The following is a 25,130-nucleotide window of genomic DNA, read 5'->3' as shown; positions in this document are numbered from 1 at the left end:
GGTTACCGGATCAGGGGGCGATGGCGTTTGCAACGTGGAGGCGGAACTCCTCCGCGGGCAGGTAGCCTACCACGCGGTAGCCGGGCCGCTCCACGCCGTCGGGGCCCCAGAACAGGATCGAGGGCGGCCCGAGCAGGCTGAAGCGCTTCAGCAGGGCCTTGTCCTCCCCGTCGTTGGCCGTCACGTCCGCCTGCAGCAGCAGGGTCCCGGCGAGGGCCTGCTGCACGCCGGCGTCGGAGAAGGTGTATTTCTCCATCTCCTTGCAGGAGATGCACCAGTCGGCATAGAAGTCGAGCATCACCGGCTGGCCGCGGCCCGCCGCCGCCGCCACCTGGGCGTCGAGATCCGTCACCGTCTTGACGCGGCGGAACTCGAGGCCGTGGGCGGGGGCGGCCGTTCCGGCCTGGGCGAAGCCGCCGCCCCGGCCGAGGTTGGCCAGCGGCTCCAGCGGGTCGGTGTTGCCGGTGGATGCGCCCACCAGCAGCAGGATGCCCCAGGCGGCGAGGACCGCGCCGAGCCCCTTCCACAGCCGGCGCCAGCCGCTCGACTCGGTGGGGACCGGCTCCAGCACGCCCATGTAGACGGCGGAGACGATGGCCAGGCCCGCCCACAGCAGCATGGTCACCTGGCCCGGGAGGATGCGTTCCAGCATCCACACCGCCACGGCCAGCAGCAGCACGCCGAACACGGCCTTGACCGTATCCATCCAGGCGCCGGCCCGGGGCAGGATCTTGCCCGCGGAGGTGCCGATGGCCAGCAGCGGCATGCCCATGCCCATGCTGAGGGCGAACAGCGCCGTGCCGCCGAGCAGGGCGTCGCCGGTCTGGCCGATATAGATGAGCGCGCCCATCAGCGGCGGGGCCACGCAGGGCCCCACGATGAGCGCCGAGAGGAAGCCCATCACCGCCACGCCGGTCAGCGATCCCCCCTGCTGCTTGTTGCTGACCTCGGTGATGCGGCTCTGCAGGGCGGAGGGCAGCTGCAGCTCGTAGAAGCCGAACATGGACAGGGCCAGCAGGACGAACACCACGCTGAAGGTGCCGAGCACCCACGGGTTCTGGAACGCCGCCTGCAGGTTTTCGCCCAGCAGCGCGGCGACGACCCCGGCGACGGTATAGGTCACCGCCATGGCCAGCACGTAGACCAGGGACAGGGTGAAGGCCTTGCGGGTGGTGAGCTTGTGTCCGTGCCCCACGATGATGCTGGAGAGGATGGGGATCATCGGGAATACGCACGGGGTCAGGGAGAGCAGCAGCCCGGCTCCGAAGAACAGGGCGATGGTCACCAGGTAGCCGCCGCTGGCGATGGACTGGGCCAGCCGGTCCTGCTCGGAGACCGGCTGCGCCGCCGCCGCGGCCGGTGGCGCCGTGGCCGCTGCCGCCGCGCTCGGCGTGCCCTCGGGCAGCGCGAGGCTCACGGTCTTGACGATGGGCGGGTAGCAGAGGCCGGCCTCGGCGCAGCCCTGGTAGCCGAGGGCGAGTTCCACCGTGCCGGCGCCGCCTTCGGCCCGGCTGAGTGGCAGGCGCGCCTCGACCCGGTCGTGGAAGACCCGGATGCGGCCGAAGAATTCGTCCTCCTTCTCCTCGCCCGGCGGCAGCTCCAGGACGCCGGCGCGGATGCCCTCGCCGCCCTTCACCGCGGCGCTGAACTTGTCCCGGTAGAGGTAGTAGCCGGGAGCGATGGCCCAGTCGGCCACCACCGTTCCGTCGGCCTCGACGCGGGTGTCGAGAATGAAGGCGTCGTCCGGATCGAGGAACTCGTCGTCGCCGCCGGCCTCCAGGCCCAGGCTCCGGGTCAGCTCGCCGAGCTTCTGCAGCGGGGGCGCGGACGGTTCCGCCGCCGCGGCCGGCGTGGCGGGCGGCAGGTCGAGGCTGACGGTATGGGTATAGGGGGGGTAGCAGATGCCGCCGTCCCAGCAGCCCTGGGCAGTGGCCTTGAGGGCCAGGGTCCGGGGGGCGTCGGCCGCGCGCAGCAGCGGCACCCGCACGCTGACCGCGCCGCGCAGGATGGCGATGTCGCCGAAGAACTCGTCGCGCTTGATCTTGCCCGCCGGGATCTCCGGCTGGCCCAGGGTGATGCCGGGGGTGTCGCTCTGGATGCGGAACTTGTCCCGGTAGAGGTAGTAGTCCTCGGCGACGGTCCAGTCCAGGCGCAGGGTGTCGGCGTCCTCGGCGTCCGCCTGCAGGGCGAAGGCCTCCTCCGGCTGCAGGGGCTCCCCCCCGCCCTGGGCGTGCACGGGCAGCGCGACCGGCAGCAGCAGGGCCGCGAGCAGGTGCATGAGAGTCCTGATGCTCACTTTATATTCTTCTCCATCCAGTCCAGGTAGTCTTCGAGACCACTCTCGATAGCGACCGCGACAAGCTCCGGAAGTTCGTAGGGGTGGGCGTGGAGGATCGCCTTCTCAAGCCCCGGAATGGCGTCTTCCCGGGTCTTGATCAGCAGCAGCTGCTCACCATCCTGTGCCACCCGATCCTGCCAGCGGTAGACCGAAGTGATGCCCGGAACCACGTTCACGCAGGCGGCCAGGCCGGACTCCACCAGGCGGCCGGCCAGTTCCAGGGGGGAGCGGTCGGCGGGCCAGGTACACAGCACGATCCGGTAGGGTGTGGTCATCGCGGGCATCTCCGGTCGCCGGCGGGCCTCCGCACGGGCGGGCGGCGAAAGCGAAAGATACCCCAACCCTTGTCTCCGGGCCAAGGCGCCCCCATCTGCTAGGAGACCCGAAGCGGGCCGGCACGGTCCGCAACGTCCACTTCGGACCATCCCGCGGCTGACCAGGAGCAGACCACACCTCCATGCGACCCTTTCCACTGCTGCTGTTGCTTTTCCTCGCCATTCCCCTGCTCGAGGTGATGCTGCTGATCCGTGTCGGCGGCGTCATCGGCGCCCTGCCCACGGTGGCCCTGGTGGTGCTCACGGCGGTCATCGGCGTGGCGCTGTTGCGGCGCCAGGGGCTGGCCACCCTGCAGCGGGTGCAGCAGAGCGTGGACGCCGGCCGGCTGCCCGCCCTGGAGATGGTGGAGGGGGTGGGGCTGCTCCTGGCCGGCGCCTTTCTGCTGACCCCGGGCTTCTTCACCGATGCCCTCGGTTTCGCCCTGCTGGTGCCCGCGCTGCGCCGCCTGCTGGCGGCCTGGGTCCTGCGCCGGGGCATCCTGCTCCAGGCCGGGCATGGCCGGCCGGGCGGCGGGGGGGCGGAGGGCGGCGCCCCGGAAGACGGCTCCCGCACCATCGAGGGCGAGTACCGGCGCGAGGACGAGTGAAGGTTCGCGGGCCTGTCCGGCGGCCGGTGGACGCTTTCCGCGAAAAGCCCGTCGCCAGTGCTTGACTCGGGCGGGTCGCTGACTATTATTAGCACTCACTTGAGGCGAGTGCTAACAATTCCACTGATGAACGCCGTTCCCCGGCCCGCCGGGTCGGAAGCGGCAGTCACAACTGCTGTCATCTTGAGACTAGGAGAGACTGAATGAACATCCGTCCGTTGCATGACCGCGTGATCGTCCGCCGTCAGGCCGAGGAGCGCACCACCCCCGGCGGCATCGTGATCCCCGACTCCGCCACCGAGAAGCCCATCCAGGGCGAGGTGCTGGCGGTGGGCAAGGGGCGCATCCTGGACAGCGGCGAGGTGCGTCCCATGGATGTGAAGGTGGGCGACAAGGTCCTGTTCGGCAAGTATTCCGGCACCGAGGTCAAGATCGGTGGCGATGAGGTCCTCGTGTTGCGCGAAGAGGACATCATGGGCGTCATCGAGGGCTGAGCCCCGCCCCGACCGAATCCCCGATTGTTTCTGAGAACTCCGGATAAAGAGGTATCGATAGCATGGCTGCGAAAGACGTTAAGTTCGGTGACGACGCCCGCCACCGCATGGTTGCCGGTGTCAACATCCTGGCCAACGCCGTGAAGGTGACCCTGGGCCCCAAGGGCCGCAACGTGGTGCTGGAGAAGGCCTTCGGCGCCCCCACCGTCACCAAGGACGGTGTCTCCGTCGCCAAGGAGATCGAGCTGAAGGACAAGTTCGAGAACATGGGCGCGCAGATGGTGAAGGAGGTCGCGTCCCAGACCTCCGACGTGGCCGGTGACGGCACCACCACCGCCACCGTGCTGGCCCAGGCCATCATGCGCGAGGGCATGAAGGCGGTGGCCGCCGGCATGAACCCGATGGATCTGAAGCGCGGCATCGACAAGGCCGTGGCCGGCGCCGTGGCGGAGCTGAAGAACCTCTCCAAGCCCTGCACCGACGACAAGGCCATCGCCCAGGTGGGCACCATCTCCGCCAACTCCGACGAGCTGGTGGGCCGCATCATCGCCGACGCCATGGCGAAGGTGGGCAAGGAAGGCGTCATCACCGTCGAGGACGGCTCCGGTCTGGAGAACGAGCTCGACGTGGTGGAGGGCATGCAGTTCGACCGCGGCTACCTCTCCCCCTACTTCATCAACAACCAGGAGAAGATGGCCGCCATCCTGGACGACTGCTACATCCTCCTGCACGACAAGAAGATCTCCAACATCCGCGAACTGCTGCCGGTGCTCGAGGGCGTGGCCAAGGCCGGCAAGCCGCTGCTGATCATCGCCGAGGACGTGGAGGGCGAGGCCCTGGCCACCCTGGTGGTGAACACCATCCGCGGCATCGTGAAGGTCTGCGCCGTCAAGGCCCCCGGCTTCGGCGATCGCCGCAAGGCCATGCTCCAGGATATCGCCATCCTCACCGGCGGCACCGTCATCTCCGAGGAGGTGGGTCTGGCGCTGGACAAGGTGACCCTGGACGATCTGGGCCATGCCAAGAAGGTCGAGGTGACCAAGGAGAACACCACCATCATCGATGGCGCCGGTTCCCCCGATGACATCAAGGCCCGGGTGGAGCAGATCCGCAAGCAGATCGAGGAGACCTCCTCCGACTACGACCGCGAGAAGCTCCAGGAGCGCGTGGCGAAGCTGGCCGGCGGTGTGGCCGTCATCAAGGTGGGCGCCGCCACCGAGATGGAAATGAAGGAGAAGAAGGCCCGCGTCGAGGACGCCCTGCATGCCACCCGTGCCGCGGTGGAAGAGGGCGTCGTCCCCGGCGGTGGCGTGGCGCTGGTCCGCGTGCAGGCCGCCATCAGCGCCCTGCAGGGTGACAACCACGACCAGGACATGGGCATCAGCATCGCCCGCCGCGCCATGGAGGAGCCGCTGCGCCAGATCGTGGCCAACGCCGGCTCCGAGGGTTCCGTGGTCATGAACAAGGTCCGCGAGGGCGAGGGCAACTACGGCTACAACGCCCAGACCGGCGAGTACGGCGACATGGTGGAGATGGGTATCCTGGATCCCGCCAAGGTGACCCGTTCCGCGCTGCAGAACGCCGCCTCCGTGGCCGGCCTGCTGATCACCACCGAGTGCATGGTGGCCGAGCATCCGAAGGATGAGAAGGCCGGCGGTGGCGACATGGGCGACATGGGCGGCATGGGCGGCATGGGTGGCATGGGCGGCATGGGCATGATGTAAGCCCGGCGCCTTACCGACCGGCCCGCAGTACCCGGAGCCCCGCCCTGTGCGGGGCTCCGTTTTTTGCGCGTCGTTTATCGGGGACAGTATACTTATTTCAACTCCCTCTCCCGACGTTCCAGCCCGCTCCCTTTCCGTCCGCGCCGGGCCGGCCTGAGGCGCCGCCGGGTCAGGCGCTCCAGTTGGGCCACGAACTCGTCGCTGCCCAGCGGGCGCCCGCTTCGGGCGTGGCGCCGGATTCTTTCCCCTTCCGTTGTATCCACGTCCACCTGCAGATAGCCCTCCCAGTCGGAGATGCGTTCTCGCATGGGGGCGACGCTCACCAGGTCGTCGTCCCGCCCATCCAGGTGGGCGGCAGCGCTCGACCAGGGCCACTCGCACGCCTGCCCGCACAGCCCGGCCCGAACCGGGTTCAGCTCGACGTAGCGTATCGCTGCCAGGAGGTGCCACTCGTCCATCACCGATGAGTAGAAGCGCTCCTGCCAGAGATGGCCGCGCCAGTCCTCGCGCCGGTTCACGTGGCGGGAATAGCGGCGGTGGACCTCCCCGAGCACGGCGCGAAGTCCATCCTCGCGATCAGGTACCATGACCAGATGCACATGGTTGGGCATGAGGCAGTATGCCAGGACCCGGGTCTGCTGCTCGCGGCAGGCCTTGGCCAGCAACTCCAGGTAAAGTCTGTAGTCGGCCGTGCTGAAGAAGACTTGCTGCCGCCGGTTGCCGCGTTGGGTGACATGGTGTGGATAATGGGGAACCACCAAGCGGGCCATCCTGGCCATCGTTGACCTCCTGTCGTCCGTGACTGCAAGTCGAGTCTATCGCTGTATGATGCGGGAGGCACGCCGATAGGTGTGGCGGTGCGCATCGAGCGAGGCGTTCGCTCCGAAAGTCGGCAAGTTGACGGTGTTCTGAAATAAGTAAACTGTCCCCGAAAAGGAAACACAGGACTCTCCCATGCCCACCGACGCGCCCCATCCCCCATTCCTGCGCGCGCTTGCGCAGCTGCCCGAACCGCTGCGCCCCGCCGTGGAACGGCACTGGTCCCGCTATGTGGAGTCGGCGGAGCGCGAGCAGGTGCCGGTGGCGGGGCATCCGGAATTCCTCCGCGGGCTGTGCCGGGTCTGGGCCGGGAGCGAGTACGTGGCCCAGTGGTGCGCGCGCGAGCCGGCCCTGCTGGCCGGGCTCCAGGCCAGCGGCGACCTGTTCGCCGCGGATGCGCCGGGGGAGCTGCTATCGCGCCTCGACCGTCACCTCGGCAAAGTGCTCAACGACGACCACCTCGCCCAGCTGCTGCGCACCTTCCGCCGCCGCGAGATGATGCGCATCATCTGGCGCGATCTCGCCGGCTGGTCCGGCCTCGACGAGACCATGACCGACCTGAGCCGGCTGGCGGAGCACTGCATCGACCGGGCGCTCGGGTTGCTCGACACCTGGCAGCGCAAGGAGTACGGAACGCCCGCCGGGGCGGACGGAACGCCCCAGTCCCTGGTGGTCATCGGCATGGGCAAGCTCGGGGCCGGCGAGCTCAACCTCTCCTCGGACGTGGATCTCATCTTCGCCTACCCGGAGGATGGCGAGACGCGGGGCCGGCGTCCGCGCGTGGCCAACGAGGAGTACTTCATCCGCCTCGGCCGGCGCCTCATCGCAGTGCTCGATGCCCAGACCCGGGACGGCTTCGTGTTCCGGGTGGACATGCGCCTGCGCCCCTTCGGCGGCAGCGGCCCGCTCGCCATGAGCTTCGACGCCCTGGAGGAGTACTACCAGGAACAGGGGCGCGAGTGGGAGCGCTACGCCATGATCAAGGCCCGGGTGGTGGGCGGCGACCGCGCCCGGGGCGGGGAGCTGCTGGCGGCCCTGCGGCCCTTCGTCTACCGCCGCTACCTGGATTTCGGCGCCTTCGAGTCCCTGCGCGAGATGAAGGAGATGATCGCCCGCGAGGTGCGCCGCAAGGGGATCGAGGACAACGTCAAGACCGGGCCCGGCGGCATCCGCGAGGTGGAGTTCATCGGCCAGGCCTTCCAGCTGATCCGCGGCGGCCGCGACACCCGGCTGCAGGAGCGGCGCATCCTGCAGGTCCTGCGGGTGCTCGCCGAGCGCCGCTACCTGCCGGAGTTCGTCAGCCGCGAACTCGCCGCGGCCTACGTCTTCCTGCGCCGGGTCGAGCACCGTCTGCAGGCGGTGGAGGACCAGCAGACCCAGCGTCTGCCCGACGACGACCTCGGTCGGCTGCGCCTTGCCCACGGCATGGGCTACGCCGACTGGAAGGGATTCCTGGAGGCGCTGCACGGGCACATGGAGACGGTGCACGCCCATTTCGACCAGGTCATCGCCGCGCCCCAGGCCGAGGCCCCGGCCGCGGAGTCGGGAGGGCATGCCGAGCTGGAGTCGGTGTGGCGGGGGCGTTTCGATGCGGGGCAGGCCCAGGAGATTCTCGCCCGGGCGGGGCTGGACGACGTCGCCGAGGTGCACCGGCGCCTGGAGCAGCTGCGCGGCGGCACCACGGCACGCGTGCTCGGTCGCCAGGGCCGGGAGCGCCTGGATCGGCTCATGCCCCTGCTGCTCGGCGCGGTGGGCGGGCTGGAGGCGCCGGCGCGGGCCTTTTTCCGCGTGCTGGACATCCTCGAGGCCGTCGCCGGGCGCAGCGCCTACCTGGCGCTGCTGGTGGAAAACCCCATGGCCCTGTCGCAGTTGGTGCGCCTGTGCGCCGCCTCCCCCTGGATCGCCACCGAGCTGGCCCGCCACCCGCTGCTGCTGGACGAGCTGCTCGACCCCCGCTCCCTGTATGCCCCGCCCCGCGGCGCGGCGCTGGAGGACGAGCTGCGCCAGCAGATGCTGCGGGTCCCCGAGGAGGACCTGGAGCAGCAGATGGAGCACCTGCGCCACTTCCGCCAGGCCCAGGTGCTGCGGGTGGCCGCCGCCGACATGATGGGTGCGCTGCCGCTGATGAAGGTGAGCGATCACCTGACCGAGATTGCCGAGGTGGTGTTGCGCCAGGTGCTGGATCTGGCCTGGTCCCAGATGGCGCTCCGCTATGGCCGGCCCACCGGCAGCGATGGACAGCCGCTCGAATCGGGCTTCCTCATCATCGCCTACGGCAAGCTCGGCGGCATCGAGCTCGGCTACGGCTCGGACCTGGACCTGGTGTTCCTGCACGGGGGGGATCCCGACGGCAACACCGCCGGCGGGCCGCGGACGGTGGCCAACGGGGTGTTCTTCGCCCGCCTGGGCCAGCGCATCATCCACGTGCTCAACACCCTCACCCCGGCGGGCGTGCTCTACGAGGTGGACATGCGCCTGCGGCCCTCCGGCGCCTCGGGCCTGCTGGTGAGCTCGCTGGATGCGTTCGCGGAGTACCAGCGCGAGGACGCCTGGACCTGGGAGCACCAGGCGCTGGTGCGGGCCCGGCCGGTGGCCGGCGACGCCGCCCTCGGCGCCCGCTTCGATGGGATCCGGCGCGCGGTGCTGGGTCGGCGGCGCGAGCGCGGGGCGCTGGCCCGCGAGGTGCGGGAGATGCGCCAGCGCATGCGCGAGGCGCTGGGCAGCCGCGAGGCGGGCTGGTTCGACCTCAAGCAGGATCCGGGTGGTATCGCGGACATTGAATTTATGGTCCAATATGGGGTCTTGCTCTGGTCGAGCGAACACCCGGAACTCCTGCGTTACCCCGACAATATCCGCATCCTCGAGGGACTCGCCGCGGCGGGCCTCATGGATCCCGCCGACGCCGAACTGCTGGCCGACGCCTATCGGGCGTACCGCGAGGTGGTGCACCGCTGCGCGCTGCAGCAGGAGCCCGCCCGGGTGGAAGAGGGCGCTTTCAACGACTACCGCCAGGCCGTGCGCCGGATCTGGGCCGCGCAGCTGGAGACGTGAAGGGCGCATGGGTCGGCGGCTGCCCGGGGCGGCAGCGCTGCGCAGATGAATCTGCACCTACGAGGAGAACAGTGGAATGAGTATGGATGACCGTGACGGCGTCATCTGGCTGGACGGCGAGCTGGTGCCGTGGCGCGAGGCCCGGGTGCATGTGCTGACCCACACCCTGCACTACGGCATGGGCGTGTTCGAGGGCGTGCGCGCCTACAGGGCCGAACAGGGCACGGCGATCTTCCGGCTCGAGGATCACACCGACCGGCTGTTCAGCTCCGCCCACATCCTCGGCATGCGCATGCAGTTCGACAAGGAGGCGGTGAACGCGGCCCAGCGCGCCGTGGTGCGCGAGAACGGGCTGCAGAGCGCCTACATCCGCCCCATGTGCTTCTACGGCTCCGAGGGCATGGGCCTGCGCGCCGACAACCTGCGCGTGCACACCATGGTGGCCGCCTGGGACTGGGGTTCCTACCTGGGCGCGGAGAACATGGAGAAGGGGATCCGGGTCAAGGTCTCCTCCTTCACCCGCCATCACGTGAACATCACCATGTGCAAGGCGAAGGCCAACGGCAACTACATGAACTCCATGCTGGCGCTGAAGGAGGCGCTGGAGTGCGGCTACGACGAGGCCCTGCTGCTGGACAACGAGGGGTTCGTGATGGAAGGCAGCGGCGAGAACATCTTCCTCGTCCGCAACGGCACCATCTACACCCCGGATCTCACCTCGGCGCTGGACGGCATCACCCGCTCCACGGTCATCGACCTGGCCCGGGAACTCGGCATTCCGGTGGTGGAGAAGCGCATCACCCGTGACGAGGTCTACGTGGCCGACGAGGCCTTCTTCACCGGCACCGCCGCCGAGGTGACCCCGATCCGCGAGGTGGATGGCCGGCTCATCGGCAGCGGCAGCCGCGGCCCGATGACCGAACGCCTGCAGTCGCTCTACTTCGACCTGGTGCATGGGCGCCTCGATGCCCATGCCGACTGGCTCGCCTACGTCTGAGTCGCGAGGAGAATCATGGCCGAGAACAGTACCGCCACCGCCCAGGCCCCGACCCGCTGCGAGGTCGCCCGCAAGGACCTGCCCCTGCACTGCCCGCTGCCGGGAACGAGCCTGTGGAATTCCCATCCGCGCGTGTTCCTGCCCATCGAAACGACCGGCCGCGCCGTCTGCCCCTACTGCGGCACCGAGTACGTCCTGCGGGACGAGTAGCCGCGCGGACGTGAGGGGCGAACCCGCACCGCTGGTCGTCTGGCGCCTGCTGGACGGCAAGCCGGGGCACGAGAACCAGAGCCTGGGGCTGGTGCGGGCACTGGACGAGCGGCGGCGGATTCAGCTCCACGACCTTCCCGCTCCCACGCGGCTGCGCTGCCTGGCGGACTGGCTGGCCGGACGCTTTCCGGCCGGCGCCGGACTTCCCGACCCCGCGCTCGTCATCGGCGCCGGCCATGCCACCCATCCCGCGCTGCTGGCGGCGTGCCGGGCCCGGGGTGGCCGGAGCGTGGTGCTGATGCGCCCGAGTCTGCCCCGGCGCTGGTTCGATCTCTGCATCGTCCCCGCCCACGACGGCGTGCCGGCCGGGGCCAACACCCTGGTCACGCGGGGAGTGCTCAACGCCGTGCGTCCGACCACCGGCCACCGTGACGATCGCGGGCTGTTCCTGATCGGCGGGGAATCGGCCCACTACACCTGGAAAGACGCGCGGGTGGTGGCGCAGGTGGAGCGGATCGTGACCGCGACGCCGGCGGTCCGCTTCACCCTCACCACCTCGCGGCGCACGCCGGCCTCCTTTCTGCGGCTTCTCGCCGGGCGCGGGCTCTCCTCCCTGCGGGTGGTTCCAGTGGAACGGACGGAGCCGGGCTGGGTGGCCGGGCATCTCGCCGAGAGCGGCCGGGTCTGGGTCACCGGGGACTCGGTCTCGATGATCTACGAGGCGCTGACCTCCGGCGCCGCCGTCGGCCTGCTGCAGCTCGGGGCGCGCCGGCCCGGACGCGTCACCCGGGGCGTGGAGGCGCTGATCGAGGCGCGGCTGGTGACCCCCTACGCAGCCTGGAGCGCTGGCGCCCCGCTGGCGCCCCCCACCGAACCCTTTGACGAGGCGGCCCGCTGCGCGGGCTGGATCTGCGACCGATGGATGCCCGCCGCCTGACCGTCCTGCAGGTGCTGCCCGCGCTGGAGAGCGGCGGGGTGGAACGGGGCACCCTGGAGGTGGCCGCGGAGCTGGTGCGCCGCGGCCACCGCTCCCTGGTCATGTCGGGCGGCGGCCGGCTGGTGGAGCCGCTGGAGCGGGCCGGCTCCCGCCACCTGCAGTGGCCCATCGGCAGGAAGTCCCTGCGCACCCTGGGGCTGGTCCGCCCCCTGCGCCGGCTGCTGGCGCAGGAGCGGGTGGATATCGTCCACGTGCGCTCGCGCGTTCCCGGCTGGATCGTCTGGCGGGCGCTGCAGGGCATGGCGCCGGAGTCGCGGCCGGCCCTGGTCACCACCGTCCACGGCCCCTACTCCAAGCCCTGGTACAGCGTGGTGATGGTCCGGGGGGCGCGCATCATCGCCGTCTCCGAAACCATCCGCGACTATATCCGCGCCAACTATCCCCGGGTGGACATGGGGCGGGTGCGGGTGATCCACCGGGGGGTCGATCGCGGCGAATTCCCCTACGGCTACCGGCCCCCGCCGGCCTGGCTGGCCGCCTGGGCGGGCGATCACCCCGCTCTCGCCGGCCGCTTCGTGATCACCCTGCCGGCGCGCGTCACGCGCTGGAAGGGGCAGGAGGACCTGCTGCGGATCGTCGCCCTGCTCAAGCAGCGGGGCGTGCCGGTGCACGGCCTGGTGGCGGGCGGCTGCGAGCCGCGGCGGGAGGAGTTCCTCGCCGAGCTCAGGGCCGAGGCCGCGCGGCTCGGCCTGGAGCACGACGTCACCTTCCTCGGCCACCGCTCGGACCTGCGCGAGGTGATGGCCGTCTCCAACGTGGTGCTGTCGCTGTCCCGGGAGCCGGAGGCGTTCGGCCGCACCACCATCGAGGCTCTCAGCCTGGGGGTGCCGGTGGCGGGCTACGATCACGGCGGGGTCGGCGAGCAGCTGCGGGAGGTGCTCCCGGCGGGCCGGATTCCGCCCGGCGACGTGGAGGCGGCGGTGGATCTGCTCGCCGGCTGGCACGCCTCCCCGCCCGCGGTGCCCGCCGGGCACCGCTTCACCCGGGCGCGGATGCTGGATGAGACGCTGCGGGTCTACGCCGAGGTGGCGGGCCCCTGAGACCCCGGCGCACGCTGGCGCGGGGATGACATTTTCCGGATTGTTCGAGGTCGACCGAAAAGATGGATTCGAAATTCGCCTACCACTGCTGGCGCCGCGATGTCTCCAACTTCGCCATGCTCAAGTACCGCGACTACCAGGGCTTCATGGTCAGCATGCAGAACTCGGGCACCCAGTGGCTGAAGCACATGATGAGCAACGCCCTGGCGCTGAAATACGATGTGCCGCCGCCGAAATACGTGCAGAACGAGCTCAGCAACGAGCTCATCGGGCATCCGAAGCACAAGCGCATCCATCCGCACCTGCCGCGCATCGCCAGCAGCCACTCGATCCCGCACATCCTGCTCGGCTCGCCGCTGCTGCACCGCTGGCTCCGGTTTCCCCGCTACGTGGTGCTGGTGCGCGACATCCGCGCCGCGCTGGTCTCCCACTACGAGAAGCGCAAGGAGAAGTACGGCATTCCGTTCTCCGAGTACCTGCGCGGGGACCCCAGCGGCAAGCGCTTCCAGGTGGACATCTGGTGGTATCTGCATTTCATGAACCGCTGGGGCGCGGTGCAGGCCGCCCTTCCCGGAGAGGTGCTGGTGGTGCGGTACGAGGAGCTGCGCCGCGACACCGAGGCGGGGCTGCGCGAGGTGTTCCGGCATTTCGGCATCGACATGCCCGATGGGATCATCGCCGCCGCGGTGGCCGAGTCGTCGAAGGAAAAGATGGCCAAAAAGGTGAAGCAGGACCACTGGCACCAGGGCGTGGTGCGCATGGACGAGCGCGATCCCCTGACCTGGTTCGGCGAAGAGGACATCCGCTTCTTCACCGCGACGCTCGAGGAGAACGCCCGCTACACCCTCGGCTACAGCTACTGGTCCGACTGAGGCCGCGGGCTCCCGTTCACCGCCCGGCGGCGGGGACCCGGTCCGCAGTCGGGCCCAGCCGCTCGAGCACCGCCGCCAGGACCCGCTCCAGGGCGATGCCCTCCAGGCACAGCAGCCGCTCCTTGTCGCAGTGGCCCCGGTAGCAGGGTGCGCAGGGCGGCGGCACCTCCAGCGACAGGTGCGGCGCCCCGTAGAGGGTGTCGGGTCCGTAGCGCGCCGCGGCCGTGGGGCCGAACAGGGCGACGGCCGGCGTGCCCGCCGCCGCGGCCAGGTGCATGGGGCCGCTGTCGTTGGTCACCGCCACCCGGGCCAGGGACATCAGCGCCGCCAGCTCCGGCAGGGTGGTCTCCCCCGCCAGGCAGTAGACCCCCTCCAGTCCCGCCGCCACCTCCCGCGCCAGTCCGGCCTCCTCGGGCGCCCCGGTCACCGCCACCGCGATGCCGCGCCGGCCCAGCTCCGCGGCCAGGGCCCGGAAGCGTTCCGCGGGCCAGCGCTTGGAGGGCCAGCCGGGGCTGGAGCCCGGCGACAGGGCCACCAGCGGCCGCGCGGGGTCCCGGCCGGCCTCCGTGAGCCGCCGCTGCATGCGCTCGCGGTTGGCCGCTGGGATCGGCAGCGCCACCCGGTAGGCCGCCATGCTCCGGGCCACGGCCGCCTCCGGCTCCCCCAGGCCGCGCAGCATCGCGTCGATGCGCAGGGCGGGCTTGCGGTGCTTGCCGAGGAAGGTGCGGTGCAGCGGCGGGGTGCCGTTGCGGATGAGCCGCTTCCCGTGCGCCAGGAGCGCCAGGTAGCCGGTGATCCGCTTGCAGTGCATGTCCACCACCAGGTCGTAGCGCTCCCGGCGCAGGTGTCGCACGAAGCGCAGGCTCTCCAGCGGGTGGTGCAGCAGCGAGCGGTGGGGCCAGACCCGGAAGGCGTCGAACAGGCCGCTGCCGCGGAACAGGCTCTCCCCCAGGGGCGAGGTGAGGAGATCAATGCGCGCCGCCGGCCAGTGGGCGTGGAGCACGTTCACGGTGCGGGTGAGCTGGACCAGGTCGCCCAGCGCGCTCAGGCGCAGCACCAGGATCCGCGCAACCGTGCGCCCCGCGCTCACGCCCGGGCCTCCGCCAGCAGGCTTCGGTAGAGCGCCAGGTAGGCCTCCACCACGGCCTCCGGGCTGTGCCCGGCCAGCAGCTTGCGGTAGCCCGCGGCGCCCAGCGCCGCGCGCGCCTCCCCGGACTGGGCCAGCGACCGCTCCAGGGCGGCGGCCAGCGCCGCGGCATCGTCCACCGGCACCAGGACGCCGTCACGCTCCGGCTCGATGAGCTCCAGCGGGCCGTCGCTGCGGGTGGCCACCACCGCCCGGCGGTGGGCCCAGGCCTCCAGCACCACGTTGCCCAGCGGTTCGTGGCGGGAGGGGCAGACGAACAGGTCGGCGAGCTCGTACCAGGGAGCGGGGTCGTTCTGCCAGCCCGCCCACACCACCCGCCGCTCCAGGCCGAGGGCGCGGGCCTGTCCGTGCAGTGCCTCGCGCAGGGGGCCGTCGCCGACGATGACCAGCCGCGCCGGTGCGCCGCCCGGCGCTTCCGGGAGCCGGGCCCAGGCCTCCAGCAGGGTGTCGATGCCCTTGTTGGGATGCAGCCGGGCCACGCACAGGGCCACCCGGCACTCCGCCGGCAGCCCCAGCTGCCCGCGCAGCCGGGCGGCGGCCTCCGGGTCGGGTGTGGCGGGCTCGGCGAAGTTGCCGATGCGGAAGATCCGCGCCGGCGCCAGCCCGCCCTCGCGCAGGTGGCGCTCCAGCTCGCCGGTGTTGCCCACCCAGGCGTGGGCGTGGCGGTACTGGCGCAGATCGTAGAACCCGCCCAGGCGTGCCACGTGCACCGGTTTCCGGCCCGTCGGCAGCCGCACCAGGCGCGTGGCCCGGCCCATGTAGGTCTGCACCACGGCCGCGCCGGAGCGGCGGATGAGGCGGCCCAGGCGCCAGCGGGCGACGGGATCCCAGGCGCCGGGCATGGGTAGGAGGATGCGGGGGATCTCCTCCGCCAGGTTCTCCGCCACCCAGCTGCCGGGCCGGCACACCGCGGTGGCCGGGTGGCCGGCCCGGTTCAGCGCCGCCACCAGGCGGGTGAAGAAGCGCTCGGCGCCGCCGCCCCTGCGACTGCCGATGATATGCAGGGAGGGGATCAGCGCCATCGTTCCAGGTGCCTCAGGAGCCGCTCCGCCACCACCTCGGGGGTGAGCCGGGCCAGGTCGCGATCGGGCGCCACTAGCCAGGCGGCGCGGGGACCCCAGGGGTGGTAGCGCTCCGGCTCGCCCGGCCCGAACAGGGTGAGGGTCGGCGTGGCGACCGCGCTGGCCAGGTGTCCCAGTCCGGAGTCGTTGCCCACGAACAGGTCGGCCCGCTCCAGCACCGCGGTCGCCTCCAGCAGCCCGGTGGTGCCGCATAGATCGAGCATCGGCAGCGCTGCTTCCCGCACCAGGCCCTCGGCGCGCTCGCGGTCCTTGGGGCCGCCCAGCAGGACCGCCGCCGCCACCCGCCCCTCGAGCCGGCGCAGCAGCTCGGCGAAGGACTCCAGGGGCCAGATCTTGGGCAGCCAGTTGGCGCCCGGACCGATGGCCAGCAGGGGCCCCGGGGGCAGGGCGGCGAGGCGCTCGCGGGCCTGCTCGCGCAGCGCGTCGGTCAGCCAGATGCGGGTGGGCGGTATCTCCGCGCGGCGCACGCCGGGCGCCACCACCGCCATGTGCTCCTCCACGCTGTGGGGGCCGGCCGGACCGCGCCGCAGCTTGGTCATGCGCCGCTCGGCGCGCAGCAGGTAGGCCAGTCCGTCGGTGCGCAGGTCGGCCGCCAGGACGTAGCGGGTGCGGCGCAGGGTCCGGATCAGCCGCAGCAGTCCCCGCCAGCCGGCGCGCTTGTGCTTGAGCAGGATCTCGCCGCGGTAGGGGCAGTGGGTGAACAGCTCCGCGGAGCGGGCGTCGGCGACGATGTCGAAGCGCAGGTCCGGGTGCCGGGCGTGCAGGTACTCCAGCGCCGGCGTGGTGAGCACGGCGTCGCCGATGTTGCTCAGGGTGATGAACAGGGCCCGTTGCATGCGTATCCCTGGCTCAGTAGAGCCGCGGCTCCCCTTGGGGGCGCGTCTTGAAGCGCCGGTGGATCCACAGGTACTGCTCCGGGCACGCCCGCACCGCCGCCTCCACCAGGGCGTTGATGGTCCGGGCGTCCGCCTCGGCGTCGCCGGTCGGGTAGCCGGCCAGCGGCGGCAGCACCCGGATGACGTAGCGGCCGTCGGCGCGGCGCACCGGGAAATAGGGTACCACCCGGGCGCGGCTCATGCGGGCGAAGCGGGCGGTGGTGGTGATGGTGGCCGCGTCCACGCCGAAGAAGGGGGCGAAGACGCTGAGCTCACGGCCGTAGTCCTGGTCCGGTCCGTACCACACGGCGCGGTTGTCGCGCAGGCTGCGGAGCATGGCGCGGATGTCGTCGCGGGCGAAGATGCGGGTATTGCGGCGGCGGTCGCGGGCGCGCTTGGTGAGCCGGTCCACCACCACGTTGCTGGCGGGCCGGTACATGGCGTCGAAGGGGCGCTCCAGTGAGAGGCGGTGGGCGCACAGCTCCATGGGCGTGAAGTGCCCGGTCAGCAGGATGATGCCGTGACCCGCGGCCAGCGCGGCGTCGAAGTGCTCCAGCCCCTCGACGCTGCCCAGGCTGCGCAGGCGCTCGTTGCTGCCCCACCAGCTCATGGCGAGCTCCACCACCCCCATGCCGAGCGCCCGGAAATGATCGCGCAGCAGCCGCTCGCGCGCCGCGGTCTCCAGCTCCGGGAAGCAGAGCCGGAGATTGGTCCGCGCCACCCGGGCCCGGGAGCGGGCCAGGTGGCGGGTGGCGTCGCCCAGGAAACGGCCCAGCGCCAGCTGCCAGGACCAGGGCAGCAGGTTCAGCAGCCGCAGCAGCCCGAGACCCAGCCAGGTGGGCCAGTAGGTCGGTGCGTAGGGTGCGGGCTCGCGGCGTCTACGCCTGGCCATGGATGCCGCCGGAGTGGTGTGGCGGGAAGCGCGCGGGACGGGTCACGGCGGGTCCGGGGCCTCCACCGCGTCTGCCGCGGCCTCCGGCCGGGTGAACTGCAGTTGGTGCAGGCGGCTGTAGATGCCCCCGCGCGCCAGCAGCTCGGCGTGGGTGCCGGTCTCGGCGATGCGCCCGCCGTCCAGCACCACGATGCGGTCGGCCTTCTCGATGGTGGAGAGGCGGTGGGCGATGGTGATGGTGGTGCGGCCCTGTTTCAGGACCTCCAGCGCCTGCTGGATGTAGCGCTCCGACTGGGTGTCGAGGGCCGAGGTGGCCTCGTCCAGGATCAGGATGGGGGCGTCCTTGAGAATGGCGCGGGCGATGGCGACCCGCTGGCGCTGGCCGCCGGAGAGCCGCACGCCGTTGTCGCCCACCAGGGTGTCGAGTCCCTCGGGCATGGCGCGGATGAACTCCATGGCGTGGGCGGCCTCGGCGGCGCGGATGACGGCGGCCTCGTCCGCCCCGTCCATGGCGCCATAGGCGATATTGCCGCGCACGCTGTCGTTGAACAGCACCACGTCCTGGGAGACCAGGGCGATGTGGCGGCGCAGGTCCGCCAGCCGCAGCTCGCGGATGTCGACCCCGTCGATGAGGATGGCGCCGGTGTCCGGGTGGTAGAAGCGCGGCAGCAGCTGGACCAGGGTGGACTTGCCGCTGCCGGACATCCCCACCAGGGCCACGTTCTCGCCCGGCTCGATGGCGAGCGTGATGCCCTCCAGCGCCCTGCGGCCGTCCGCCTCGTAGCTGAAGGAGACGTCCCGGAACTCCACCCGGCCCTGCACCCGCGCCAGGCTGCGGGAACCGGTATCCGCCTCGGGCTCCTCGTCCACCAGCGCGAACACGCTCTCGGCGGCCGCCAGGCCGCGCTGCAGGGGCGTGTTGATGCTGGTCAGGCGCTTGAGGGGCGCCAGCAGCAGCGCCATGGCGCCGAAGAAGGAGACGAAGCCGCCGATGGTGATGGCGTTCGCGGCCGACTGCAGGGCGGCGAAGTAGATCATCACCACCAGGCCGATCACCGCGAGCATCTGCACGATCGGGACGTTGGTCTCGGAGGTCACCACCTGCTTCATGGTGTAGCGGCGCACCCAGTTGTTGATCCGGTTGAAGCGGCGCGCCTCGGGCGGCTGGCCGCCGAAGAGCTTCACCACCTTGTGGCCGTTGATGATCTCCTCGAGGTTGTGGGCCATGTCGCCCATGCTCTGCTGCAGCTCGCGGTTGAGGCGCCGCAGCCGCCCGCTGATGAGCTTCACCGCCAGGGCCACCAGGGGCGCCAGCACCAGTGCGATGAGGGAGAGCTGCCAACTCAGGTAGAGCATCCAGCCGAGCAGGCCGAGGATGATGATGGAGTCGCGCACCAGCACCACCAGGACCTTGGTGGCGGCGTCGGTGACCTGGTTGACGTTGTAGGTCACCTTGGAGAGCACGACGCCGGTGGGGTGGTTGTCGTAGAAGCGGGTGGGGAGGTTCAGCAGCCGGTCGAACATCAGGCCGCGCAGATCCATCACCACCTTGTTCGCCACCCAGTTGAGGGCGACGGCGCTGATGAAGCCCGATACGCCGCGCAGGGCGAAGACTCCCAGCAGCAGCAGCGGCATGAGCCGGATCATGGTGGGATCCTTGTCCACGAAGCTGCCGTCCAGCAGTGGCTTGAGCAGGGCCGCCAGCGCCGGCTCGGTGGCCGCGAGCACCGCGGTGGCGAGCAGCGAGGCGGCGAAGCTGCGCCAGTATGGGCGCACGTACTGCAGCAGCCGCAGGTAGAGGGTCCTGCTGTCCATGCCCTGGGGCGAGGGCGCGGGCGGGCGGGGCGGTTTCCCAGTCGGGGACAAGGGCGTCGATTTCCTGTCGCGGGATGAAGCCGGTGGGGCGTAAACAGAGGCCGGATTTTACCCCCGACCCCTGCGGGGGGACAAGGGAAGGGTCCCGGAGGCGGTGCCCGGCCGGCGCCGGGCGGCCGCCGGCCGGCGTTCCGTCCCGGGCCGCTGTGCTATCATTCCGCCCTGTTTTCCCGCCCGAGGAATCCGTTCCGCCCATGAAGGTCAACGTGCCCGATTTCGCGCCCGCCCGAGTCCTGGTGGTGGGCGACGTGATGCTCGATCGCTACTGGCAGGGTCCGGCCGCGCGCATCTCGCCCGAAGCGCCGGTGCCGGTGGTGCGGGTTGAGCACGAGGAGGATCGGCCCGGGGGCGCGGGCAACGTGGCCCTGAACGTCTCCGCGCTGGGCGCCGGCGCCACCCTGCTGGGGGCCACCGGCGACGATGCCGCCGCCGACACCCTGCAGGCCCGGCTTGCCGGCGCGGGGGTGACCTGCCGCTTCCAGCGGGTGGCGGGCGTGCCCACGGTCACCAAGCTGCGGGTGCTCTCCCGCCACCAGCAGCTCATCCGGCTCGATTTCGAGCAGGGCTTCCCGGGTTTCGACGCCGCGGCCCTGCTGCGGGCGTTCGTCGCGGAGCTGCCGGCGGCGGGCGCGGTGATCCTGTCCGACTACGGCAAGGGGGCGCTGGCCGGCAGCCGCGAGCTCATCGACGCCGCCCGCGCCGCCGGCCGGCCGGTGCTGGTGGATCCCAAGAGCCTGGACTTCTCCGCCTACCACGGCGCCACCCTGATTACCCCGAACCTGAAGGAGTTCGAGGCGGTGGTGGGCCACTGCCCCGACGAGCGGGCGCTGGTTGAGCGGGGCGCCAACCTGATGCGGACCCATGACCTGGCGGCGCTGCTGGTGACCCGCGGCGAGCACGGCATGACCCTGCTGCGCCGGGACGAGCCCGAGCTGCACCTGCCGGCCCGGGCGCGGGAGGTCTACGACGTGACCGGCGCCGGCGACACGGTGGTCTCCACGGTGGCCGCGGCGCTGGCGGCGGGCGAGGACCTGCCGGCGGCGGTGGCGCTGGCGAACCTGGCCGCGGGGATCGTGGTGGGCAAGCTCGGCACCGCCACGGTGAGCGTGCCGGAGCTGGTCTACGCGCTGGAGGCGCAGTGGGAGCCGGGGCGCGGGATGATGAGCGAGGCGCAGCTGGCCATCGCCATGGAGGCGGCGCGCGCCGCCGGCGAGCGGGTGGTGATGACCAATGGCTGCTTCGACATCCTGCACGCCGGCCATGTGGCCTACCTGGAGCAGGCGCGGGCCCTGGGCGACCGGCTCGTCGTGGCGGTGAACGACGACGACTCCGTGCGGCGGCTGAAGGGCGCGGGGCGTCCGGTCAACCCGGCGGAGCGGCGCATGGCGGTGCTGGCGGCGCTCGCCGCGGTGGACTGGGTGGTGCCCTTCGCCGAGGACACCCCCGAGCGGCTCATCTGCGCCCTGCGCCCGCACGTGCTGGTCAAGGGCGGCGACTACCGGCCCGACCAGGTGGCCGGGCGCGAGTGCGTGGAGAGCGCCGGCGGGCGGGTAACCATCCTGCCCTTCCTGCCCGGCTGCTCCACCACCGACATCATCCATTCCATCCGCGCCCCGGGGCGCGCGAGCCAGGGAGAGAACGAGCAGTGATCATCGTCACCGGCGGCGCCGGCTTCATCGGCAGCAACATCGTCAAGGCCCTCAACGATCGCGGGGTCGACGACATCCTGGTGGTGGACAACCTCGCCAACGGGGTCAAGTTCAAGAACCTGGCCGACTGCGAGATCGCCGACTACATGGACAAGGAGGCGTTCCTGGCGCGCATCGGGGCGGGCGGGGACTTCGGCCGGCGGGTGGAGGGGCTGTTCCACGAGGGCGCCTGCTCCTCCACCACCGAGTGGGACGGCCGCTACATGATGGGCAACAACTACGACTACTCCAAGGCGCTCCTGCACTGGTGCCTCGAGCGGCGCGTGCCCTACTACTACGCCTCCAGCGCCTCGGTCTACGGCGGCGGCCGGGTGTTCCGCGAACAGCGCGACCACGAGGAGCCGCTCAACGTTTACGGCTATTCGAAGTTCCTCTTCGATCAGTACGTGCGGCGGCTGCTGCCCGGCGTCCGCAGCCCGGTGGCCGGGTTCCGCTACTTCAACGTCTACGGTCCCCGCGAGCAGCACAAGGGGACCATGGCCAGCGTCGCCTACCACTTCAACGACCAGATCCGCGAGCAGGGCCGGGTGCGCCTGTTCGAGGGCTGCGACGGCTACGCCGACGGCGAGCAGCGCCGCGACTTCGTCTACGTGGGCGACGCGGTGGCGGTGAACCTCTGGTTCCTGGAGCACCCGGAGGTGTCCGGGATCTTCAACCTGGGCACCGGGCGCTCGCAGTCCTTCAACGACGTGGCGCGGGCGGTCATCGCCTGGCACGGCCGCGGCGAGATCGAGTACATCCCCTTCCCGGAGCACCTGCGCGGGCGCTACCAGAGCTTTACCGAGGCGGATATCTCGACCCTGCGCGAGGCCGGCTACGAGGCCCCGTTCCGGACGGTGGAGGAGGGTGTGCGGGAGTACCTCGACCGGCTCAACGCGGCCCCGGGTGGTGCCCCCGCGGCCTGACGTGCTGCTGCGACTCTACACGCTGCTGCTCTACCTGCTCGCGCCGCTGGTGCTCCTGCGGCTGCTGTGGCGCGGCTTCCGCGCGCCCGGCTACTGGTCGCGCCTGGGCGAGCGGTTCGGCGCCCCGGCCGCGGACCCGCCGCCGGGGGGGCTGTGGATCCACGCCGTGTCGGTGGGCGAGGTGCAGGCCGCGGCCCTGCTCATCGAGCGGCTGCGGCTGGTGAGCCCCGGCACGCCGCTGCTCATCACCACCGCCACCCCCACCGGATCGGAGCAGGTCCGGCGCCTGTTCGGGGAGTCGGTCTGGCACGCCTACGCCCCCTATGATCTCCCCTTCGCGGTCCGCCGCTTCCTCGATGCCGCCCGGCCGCGGGTGGTGGTGGTGATGGAAACGGAGCTGTGGCCCAACCTCACCCGCATCTGCCACGACCGCGGCATACCCCTGGTGGTGGCCAATGCCCGGCTCTCGGCCCGCTCGGCCGCCGGCTACCGGCGGCTGGGGCCGCTCACCCGGACCATGCTCGGGGAGGTCGCCTGGATCGCCGCCCAGGCGCCGGCCGACGCCGGGCGCTTCGTTGCGCTGGGCGCCGACCCGGCGCGGGTGAAGGTCACCGGCAGCGTCAAGTTCGACGTGCGGCTCCCGGCCAGCCTGCTGGAGGCGGGCGAGGCGCTGCGGCGCGAATGGGGGGTGGAGCGGCCGGTGTGGATTGCCGCCAGCACCCACGAGGGCGAGGATGCGCTGGTCCTGGAGGCCGCCCGCGCCGTGCATGCCGAGGTGCCCAGGGCGCTGCTGGTGCTGGTGCCCCGGCACCCGGAGCGTTTCGAGCGCGTCGCCGCCCTGTGCGAGCGGCTCGACCTGGTCACCGCCCGGCGCAGCCTGGGCGAGCCCGTGGAGCCGGACGTGGAGATCTACCTGGGCGACACCATGGGCGAGCTCAATCTGCTCTATGCCGCCTCGGACGTGGCCTTCGTCGGCGGCAGCCTGGTGGCGGTGGGCGGGCACAACATGCTCGAACCGGCGGCGCGGGGCATACCGGTGGTGTTCGGTCCCCACGTCTTCAACTTCGAGCGCATCAGCCTGCTGCTGCTGGAGGCGGGCGCGGCGCGCCATGTCCGCGATGCCGCGGCCCTGGCCTCGGTGGTGAGCGGCTGGCTGCGGGACCCCAACGAACGCCACGCGGCCGGCGAGCGGGCCCGTGGCGTGGTGGCGGACAACCGCGGCGCGGTGGACGCCCAGCTGCAGCTCGTCCTCAGCTGCCTCGACAGCGTCGCCGGCGGCAATGCCTGACGACTCACCGCGGTGAAATGGGATTGCGGGGGGGTGACCGGCGGAGCGGAACTCAGGCGTGCCGGCCGCGGCGCTCCAGCATGGCGTTGCGCATCTCCCGCAGTGCGGCGCTGCTGAGCAGGTGCCGGGCCTGGTTCAGCAGCTGCTCTTCCCGGGCGATGTGACCGCGCTTGAGCTGGACGAAGGCCGCGGCCTGCTCCGCGAAACCCGCGGCGCCCCGCGCGCCGGCGGGATTGGCCAGCAGCGGCTGCAGGTCCGCCCAGGCCGCGCGCAGCCGCTCATGATCCTGGCGCAGGACATGGATCTGGTCCGCCAGCTTCAGCGATACCCGCACCAGCCGGGTGAACAGCTCCGTCTCCTCGTCCCGCAGGTGCTGCTCCAGCAGTGTCCCGAGCTGCCGGCCCAGCGCGCGGGCCGCACCGGGGTCGGGACTCTCTCGGGTCGCGAGGGCCTCCAGCTCGGCGCAGCGCTCCACGAGCGCCTGGTGGGTCTGGCGCAGGAAGACGACGGGATCCGTCTGCTGGTTCAGGGTCGGCTCGGACATGGTCGGTTCTGGTGCGCTCAGTGGGTCAGCCAGCCGTTGACCAGCTTGATGTCCTCCACGCTCAGGGAACCGGCCGCCTGCTTCAGGGACAGGGTCGATACGAGGTAGCTGTAGCGGGCCTGGGAGTAGTCGCGCTGGGCGCCATAGAGGGCCCGCTGGGCGTCGAGCACGTCGACGATGGTGCGGGTGCCCACCTCGAACCCGGCCTGGGTGGCCTCCAGTGCGCTCTGGTTGGAGATGACCGCCTGCTCCAGCGCCTTCACCTGGCTGATGCCGGCGATGACGCCGCGATAGGCGTCGCGGGTCTGGCGCAGGGTGTTGCGCCGCGACTGCTCCAGGGTCTCGCTGGCCTGCTGGAACTGGTACTGGGCCTGGCGGGTGCGGGAGGTCACCAGTCCGCCCTGGTAGAGGGGCACGTTGAGCTGCAGGCCGATGGTGCTGAGATCCCTCTCACCGCCGCTCATGCCGGCGGCGTCGCTGTCGCTGTAGCTGTGGCTGCCCACCACGGCCAGGCTCGGGTAGTGGCCGGCGGACTGGCGCTTGATCTCCTCGCGGGCCACGTTGAGGCCGTAACGAGCGGCCAGCAGCTGCAGGTTCTGCTGCTCGGCGGCGGCGACCCAGGCTTCCATGTCCTCGGGCTCGGGTCGGATGAGGGGCAGCGACTCACCCAGCGGGGCGAGGCTCTCGGGCAGGATGCTGGTGAGCTCGCGCAGCGCCTCCTGGCTGCTGTCGAGGCGGTTCTGGGCGGCGATCTCCTGGGACACGGAGAGATCGTAGCGGGCCTGGGCCTCGTGCACGTCGGTGATGGCGATGAGGCCCACCTCGAAGCGCTGCTTGGTCTGTTCCAGCTGGCGGGCGATGGCGGCTTTCTCGGCGCGGGCGAAGCCGAGGTCATCGATGGCCGCCAGCACGTCGAAATAGCGGCTGGCCACGTCCAGAACCAGGGACTGGACCACCGCCTCGTAGGTGGCATCGGCCTGGTTGGCCTGTTCGTCGGCCTGGCCGCGGGCCACCAGCAGGCCGCGGTCGTAGACCACCTGGCTCAGGCTGAGGCTGTAGCCCCGATCGCCGTAGTCGTCGTTGCCGCTGTCGGTGTCGAGGTGGTTCGCCGCGACCTCGGCGCCCAGATCGATCTTGGGCAGCAGCACCGCCCGGCTCTGGGGGATGCCCTCACGGGTGGCCAGGCGCTGGGCCTCGGCGGCCTTGAGTCCCGGATCGTTCTCCAGCGCCAGCTGGTAGACCTCCAGCAGGTCGCTGGCGGCGGCGGAGTGCAGGGCCAGGCCCAGTGCAAGCCCGGTGGCGATGGCGAGGGTGCGGATTTTCATGGGGTCCATAGTCCTTTCCCGGCG

At 71.2% G+C, this 25,130-nt stretch carries 22 protein-coding genes; 12 read left to right on the top strand and 10 right to left on the bottom strand.

What is annotated here, in order from left to right:
- Window positions 1-10 precede the first annotated feature (10 nt).
- Complete coding sequence (gene dsbD / locus DFQ59_RS16770) at window positions 11-2,296, bottom strand: protein-disulfide reductase DsbD (protein WP_245937301.1); 2,286 nt, start codon at window positions 2,294-2,296, stop codon at window positions 11-13.
- Window positions 2,293-2,613 carry a divalent-cation tolerance protein CutA gene (cutA, locus tag DFQ59_RS16765; protein WP_114280877.1) on the bottom strand — a complete coding sequence of 107 codons (321 nt, stop codon included), beginning with the start codon at window positions 2,611-2,613 and terminating at the stop codon, window positions 2,293-2,295. Before cutA ends, dsbD begins: the two co-directional genes overlap by 4 nt.
- A gap of 182 nt (window positions 2,614-2,795) precedes the next feature.
- On the opposite strand from cutA, the gene DFQ59_RS16760 reads away from it, so the two are divergent.
- From DFQ59_RS16760 to groL, 3 genes are all read left to right on the top strand, one after another.
- Entirely contained in the window at window positions 2,796-3,260 is a 465-nt protein-coding gene (locus DFQ59_RS16760; RefSeq protein WP_114280876.1) for an FxsA family protein, read from the top strand.
- Between the two features lie 203 nt (window positions 3,261-3,463).
- Complete coding sequence (locus tag DFQ59_RS16755; RefSeq protein ID WP_114280875.1) at window positions 3,464-3,754, top strand: co-chaperone GroES; 291 nt, start codon at window positions 3,464-3,466, stop codon at window positions 3,752-3,754.
- A 62-nt stretch (window positions 3,755-3,816) separates the two neighbouring features.
- On the top strand, window positions 3,817-5,478 hold the full coding sequence (gene groL / locus DFQ59_RS16750; protein ID WP_114280874.1) for a chaperonin GroEL: 1,662 nt from the start codon (window positions 3,817-3,819) through the stop codon (window positions 5,476-5,478).
- 92 nt (window positions 5,479-5,570) lie between these two features.
- Here groL and DFQ59_RS16745 read toward each other — a convergent pair whose 3' ends face one another.
- Window positions 5,571-6,257: an REP-associated tyrosine transposase gene (locus DFQ59_RS16745; protein WP_114280873.1), complete on the bottom strand. Its 687-nt coding sequence runs from the start codon at window positions 6,255-6,257 to the stop codon at window positions 5,571-5,573.
- Between the two features lie 175 nt (window positions 6,258-6,432).
- Between DFQ59_RS16745 and glnE the strand changes: the two genes are divergently transcribed.
- The 6 genes from glnE (at window position 6,433) to DFQ59_RS16715 (ending at window position 13,464) form a co-directional block, all read left to right on the top strand.
- Entirely contained in the window at window positions 6,433-9,348 is a 2,916-nt protein-coding gene (glnE, locus tag DFQ59_RS16740) for a bifunctional [glutamate--ammonia ligase]-adenylyl-L-tyrosine phosphorylase/[glutamate--ammonia-ligase] adenylyltransferase (protein WP_114280872.1), read from the top strand.
- A 76-nt stretch (window positions 9,349-9,424) separates the two neighbouring features.
- Complete coding sequence (locus tag DFQ59_RS16735; RefSeq protein ID WP_114280871.1) at window positions 9,425-10,345, top strand: branched-chain amino acid transaminase; 921 nt, start codon at window positions 9,425-9,427, stop codon at window positions 10,343-10,345.
- A gap of 15 nt (window positions 10,346-10,360) precedes the next feature.
- The gene (locus tag DFQ59_RS16730) at window positions 10,361-10,555 is read left to right on the top strand and encodes a zinc-finger domain-containing protein (protein WP_114280870.1); all 195 of its coding nucleotides are present in this window, start codon (window positions 10,361-10,363) and stop codon (window positions 10,553-10,555) included.
- A 10-nt stretch (window positions 10,556-10,565) separates the two neighbouring features.
- Window positions 10,566-11,492, top strand: a complete 927-nt coding sequence (locus DFQ59_RS16725) for a mitochondrial fission ELM1 family protein (RefSeq protein ID WP_114280869.1) — start codon at window positions 10,566-10,568, stop codon at window positions 11,490-11,492.
- Window positions 11,474-12,592: a glycosyltransferase family 4 protein gene (locus DFQ59_RS16720; protein ID WP_211314982.1), complete on the top strand. Its 1,119-nt coding sequence runs from the start codon at window positions 11,474-11,476 to the stop codon at window positions 12,590-12,592. Before DFQ59_RS16725 ends, DFQ59_RS16720 begins: the two co-directional genes overlap by 19 nt.
- A 62-nt stretch (window positions 12,593-12,654) precedes the next feature.
- The gene (locus tag DFQ59_RS16715; protein WP_114280868.1) at window positions 12,655-13,464 is read left to right on the top strand and encodes a sulfotransferase domain-containing protein; all 810 of its coding nucleotides are present in this window, start codon (window positions 12,655-12,657) and stop codon (window positions 13,462-13,464) included.
- A 16-nt stretch (window positions 13,465-13,480) separates the two neighbouring features.
- On the opposite strand, the gene DFQ59_RS16710 is transcribed toward DFQ59_RS16715, so the two are convergent.
- From DFQ59_RS16710 to msbA, 5 genes are read right to left on the bottom strand one after another with little or no spacing between them, the layout of a single operon-like run.
- Window positions 13,481-14,554 carry a glycosyltransferase family 9 protein gene (locus tag DFQ59_RS16710; RefSeq protein WP_114280867.1) on the bottom strand — a complete coding sequence of 358 codons (1,074 nt, stop codon included), beginning with the start codon at window positions 14,552-14,554 and terminating at the stop codon, window positions 13,481-13,483.
- The gene (locus tag DFQ59_RS16705; RefSeq protein WP_114280866.1) at window positions 14,551-15,633 is read right to left on the bottom strand and encodes a glycosyltransferase; all 1,083 of its coding nucleotides are present in this window, start codon (window positions 15,631-15,633) and stop codon (window positions 14,551-14,553) included. Before DFQ59_RS16705 ends, DFQ59_RS16710 begins: the two co-directional genes overlap by 4 nt.
- Window positions 15,624-16,529, bottom strand: a complete 906-nt coding sequence (locus DFQ59_RS16700) for a glycosyltransferase family 9 protein (RefSeq protein WP_114280865.1) — start codon at window positions 16,527-16,529, stop codon at window positions 15,624-15,626. The genes DFQ59_RS16705 and DFQ59_RS16700 overlap by 10 nt, the downstream gene beginning before the upstream one ends.
- Window positions 16,530-16,542: 13 nt before the next feature.
- Complete coding sequence (gene lpxL, locus DFQ59_RS16695; RefSeq protein ID WP_114280864.1) at window positions 16,543-17,460, bottom strand: LpxL/LpxP family Kdo(2)-lipid IV(A) lauroyl/palmitoleoyl acyltransferase; 918 nt, start codon at window positions 17,458-17,460, stop codon at window positions 16,543-16,545.
- 42 nt (window positions 17,461-17,502) lie between these two features.
- Complete coding sequence (msbA, locus tag DFQ59_RS16690; RefSeq protein WP_114280863.1) at window positions 17,503-19,275, bottom strand: lipid A export permease/ATP-binding protein MsbA; 1,773 nt, start codon at window positions 19,273-19,275, stop codon at window positions 17,503-17,505.
- A gap of 254 nt (window positions 19,276-19,529) precedes the next feature.
- Between msbA and hldE the strand changes: the two genes are divergently transcribed.
- From hldE to waaA, 3 genes are read left to right on the top strand one after another with little or no spacing between them, the layout of a single operon-like run.
- Window positions 19,530-20,984 carry a bifunctional D-glycero-beta-D-manno-heptose-7-phosphate kinase/D-glycero-beta-D-manno-heptose 1-phosphate adenylyltransferase HldE gene (gene hldE / locus DFQ59_RS16685; protein WP_114280862.1) on the top strand — a complete coding sequence of 485 codons (1,455 nt, stop codon included), beginning with the start codon at window positions 19,530-19,532 and terminating at the stop codon, window positions 20,982-20,984.
- Entirely contained in the window at window positions 20,981-21,949 is a 969-nt protein-coding gene (gene rfaD, locus DFQ59_RS16680) for an ADP-glyceromanno-heptose 6-epimerase (protein WP_114280861.1), read from the top strand. The genes hldE and rfaD overlap by 4 nt, the downstream gene beginning before the upstream one ends.
- 1 nt (window position 21,950) lies before the next feature.
- Window positions 21,951-23,237, top strand: coding sequence for a lipid IV(A) 3-deoxy-D-manno-octulosonic acid transferase (waaA, locus tag DFQ59_RS16675; protein WP_245937300.1), 1,287 nt, complete (start codon window positions 21,951-21,953; stop codon window positions 23,235-23,237).
- 52 nt (window positions 23,238-23,289) lie between these two features.
- On the opposite strand, the gene DFQ59_RS16670 is transcribed toward waaA, so the two are convergent.
- Window positions 23,290-23,781, bottom strand: a complete 492-nt coding sequence (locus tag DFQ59_RS16670) for a hemerythrin domain-containing protein (protein ID WP_114280860.1) — start codon at window positions 23,779-23,781, stop codon at window positions 23,290-23,292.
- A gap of 17 nt (window positions 23,782-23,798) precedes the next feature.
- A complete protein-coding gene (locus DFQ59_RS16665; RefSeq protein WP_245937299.1) occupies window positions 23,799-25,115 on the bottom strand; it encodes a TolC family outer membrane protein in 1,317 nt (438 codons plus the stop codon).
- Window positions 25,116-25,130: the final 15 nt, after the last annotated feature.

It is taken from the genome of Thioalbus denitrificans, from assembly GCF_003337735.1.
Classification (GTDB): Bacteria; Pseudomonadota; Gammaproteobacteria; order DSM-26407; family DSM-26407; genus Thioalbus; species Thioalbus denitrificans.
This window is presented reverse-complemented; position numbering and strand designations above follow the sequence as displayed.

Bases quoted from the DNA above. Each gene is read 5' to 3' on its own strand.
- cutA (WP_114280877.1), bottom strand. From the start codon at position 2,613: ATGACCACACCCTACCGGATCGTGCTGTGTACCTGGCCCGCCGACCGC.
- DFQ59_RS16760 (WP_114280876.1), top strand. From the start codon at position 2,796: ATGCGACCCTTTCCACTGCTGCTGTTGCTTTTCCTCGCCATTCCCCTG.
- DFQ59_RS16755 (WP_114280875.1), top strand. From the start codon at position 3,464: ATGAACATCCGTCCGTTGCATGACCGCGTGATCGTCCGCCGTCAGGCC.
- groL (WP_114280874.1), top strand. From the start codon at position 3,817: ATGGCTGCGAAAGACGTTAAGTTCGGTGACGACGCCCGCCACCGCATG.
- DFQ59_RS16745 (WP_114280873.1), bottom strand. From the start codon at position 6,257: ATGGCCAGGATGGCCCGCTTGGTGGTTCCCCATTATCCACACCATGTC.
- glnE (WP_114280872.1), top strand. From the start codon at position 6,433: ATGCCCACCGACGCGCCCCATCCCCCATTCCTGCGCGCGCTTGCGCAG.
- DFQ59_RS16735 (WP_114280871.1), top strand. From the start codon at position 9,425: ATGAGTATGGATGACCGTGACGGCGTCATCTGGCTGGACGGCGAGCTG.
- DFQ59_RS16730 (WP_114280870.1), top strand. From the start codon at position 10,361: ATGGCCGAGAACAGTACCGCCACCGCCCAGGCCCCGACCCGCTGCGAG.
- DFQ59_RS16720 (WP_211314982.1), top strand. From the start codon at position 11,474: ATGGATGCCCGCCGCCTGACCGTCCTGCAGGTGCTGCCCGCGCTGGAG.
- DFQ59_RS16715 (WP_114280868.1), top strand. From the start codon at position 12,655: ATGGATTCGAAATTCGCCTACCACTGCTGGCGCCGCGATGTCTCCAAC.
- DFQ59_RS16705 (WP_114280866.1), bottom strand. From the start codon at position 15,633: ATGGCGCTGATCCCCTCCCTGCATATCATCGGCAGTCGCAGGGGCGGC.
- DFQ59_RS16700 (WP_114280865.1), bottom strand. From the start codon at position 16,529: ATGCAACGGGCCCTGTTCATCACCCTGAGCAACATCGGCGACGCCGTG.
- lpxL (WP_114280864.1), bottom strand. From the start codon at position 17,460: ATGGCCAGGCGTAGACGCCGCGAGCCCGCACCCTACGCACCGACCTAC.
- msbA (WP_114280863.1), bottom strand. From the start codon at position 19,275: ATGGACAGCAGGACCCTCTACCTGCGGCTGCTGCAGTACGTGCGCCCA.
- hldE (WP_114280862.1), top strand. From the start codon at position 19,530: ATGAAGGTCAACGTGCCCGATTTCGCGCCCGCCCGAGTCCTGGTGGTG.
- DFQ59_RS16670 (WP_114280860.1), bottom strand. From the start codon at position 23,781: ATGTCCGAGCCGACCCTGAACCAGCAGACGGATCCCGTCGTCTTCCTG.
- DFQ59_RS16665 (WP_245937299.1), bottom strand. From the start codon at position 25,115: ATGGACCCCATGAAAATCCGCACCCTCGCCATCGCCACCGGGCTTGCA.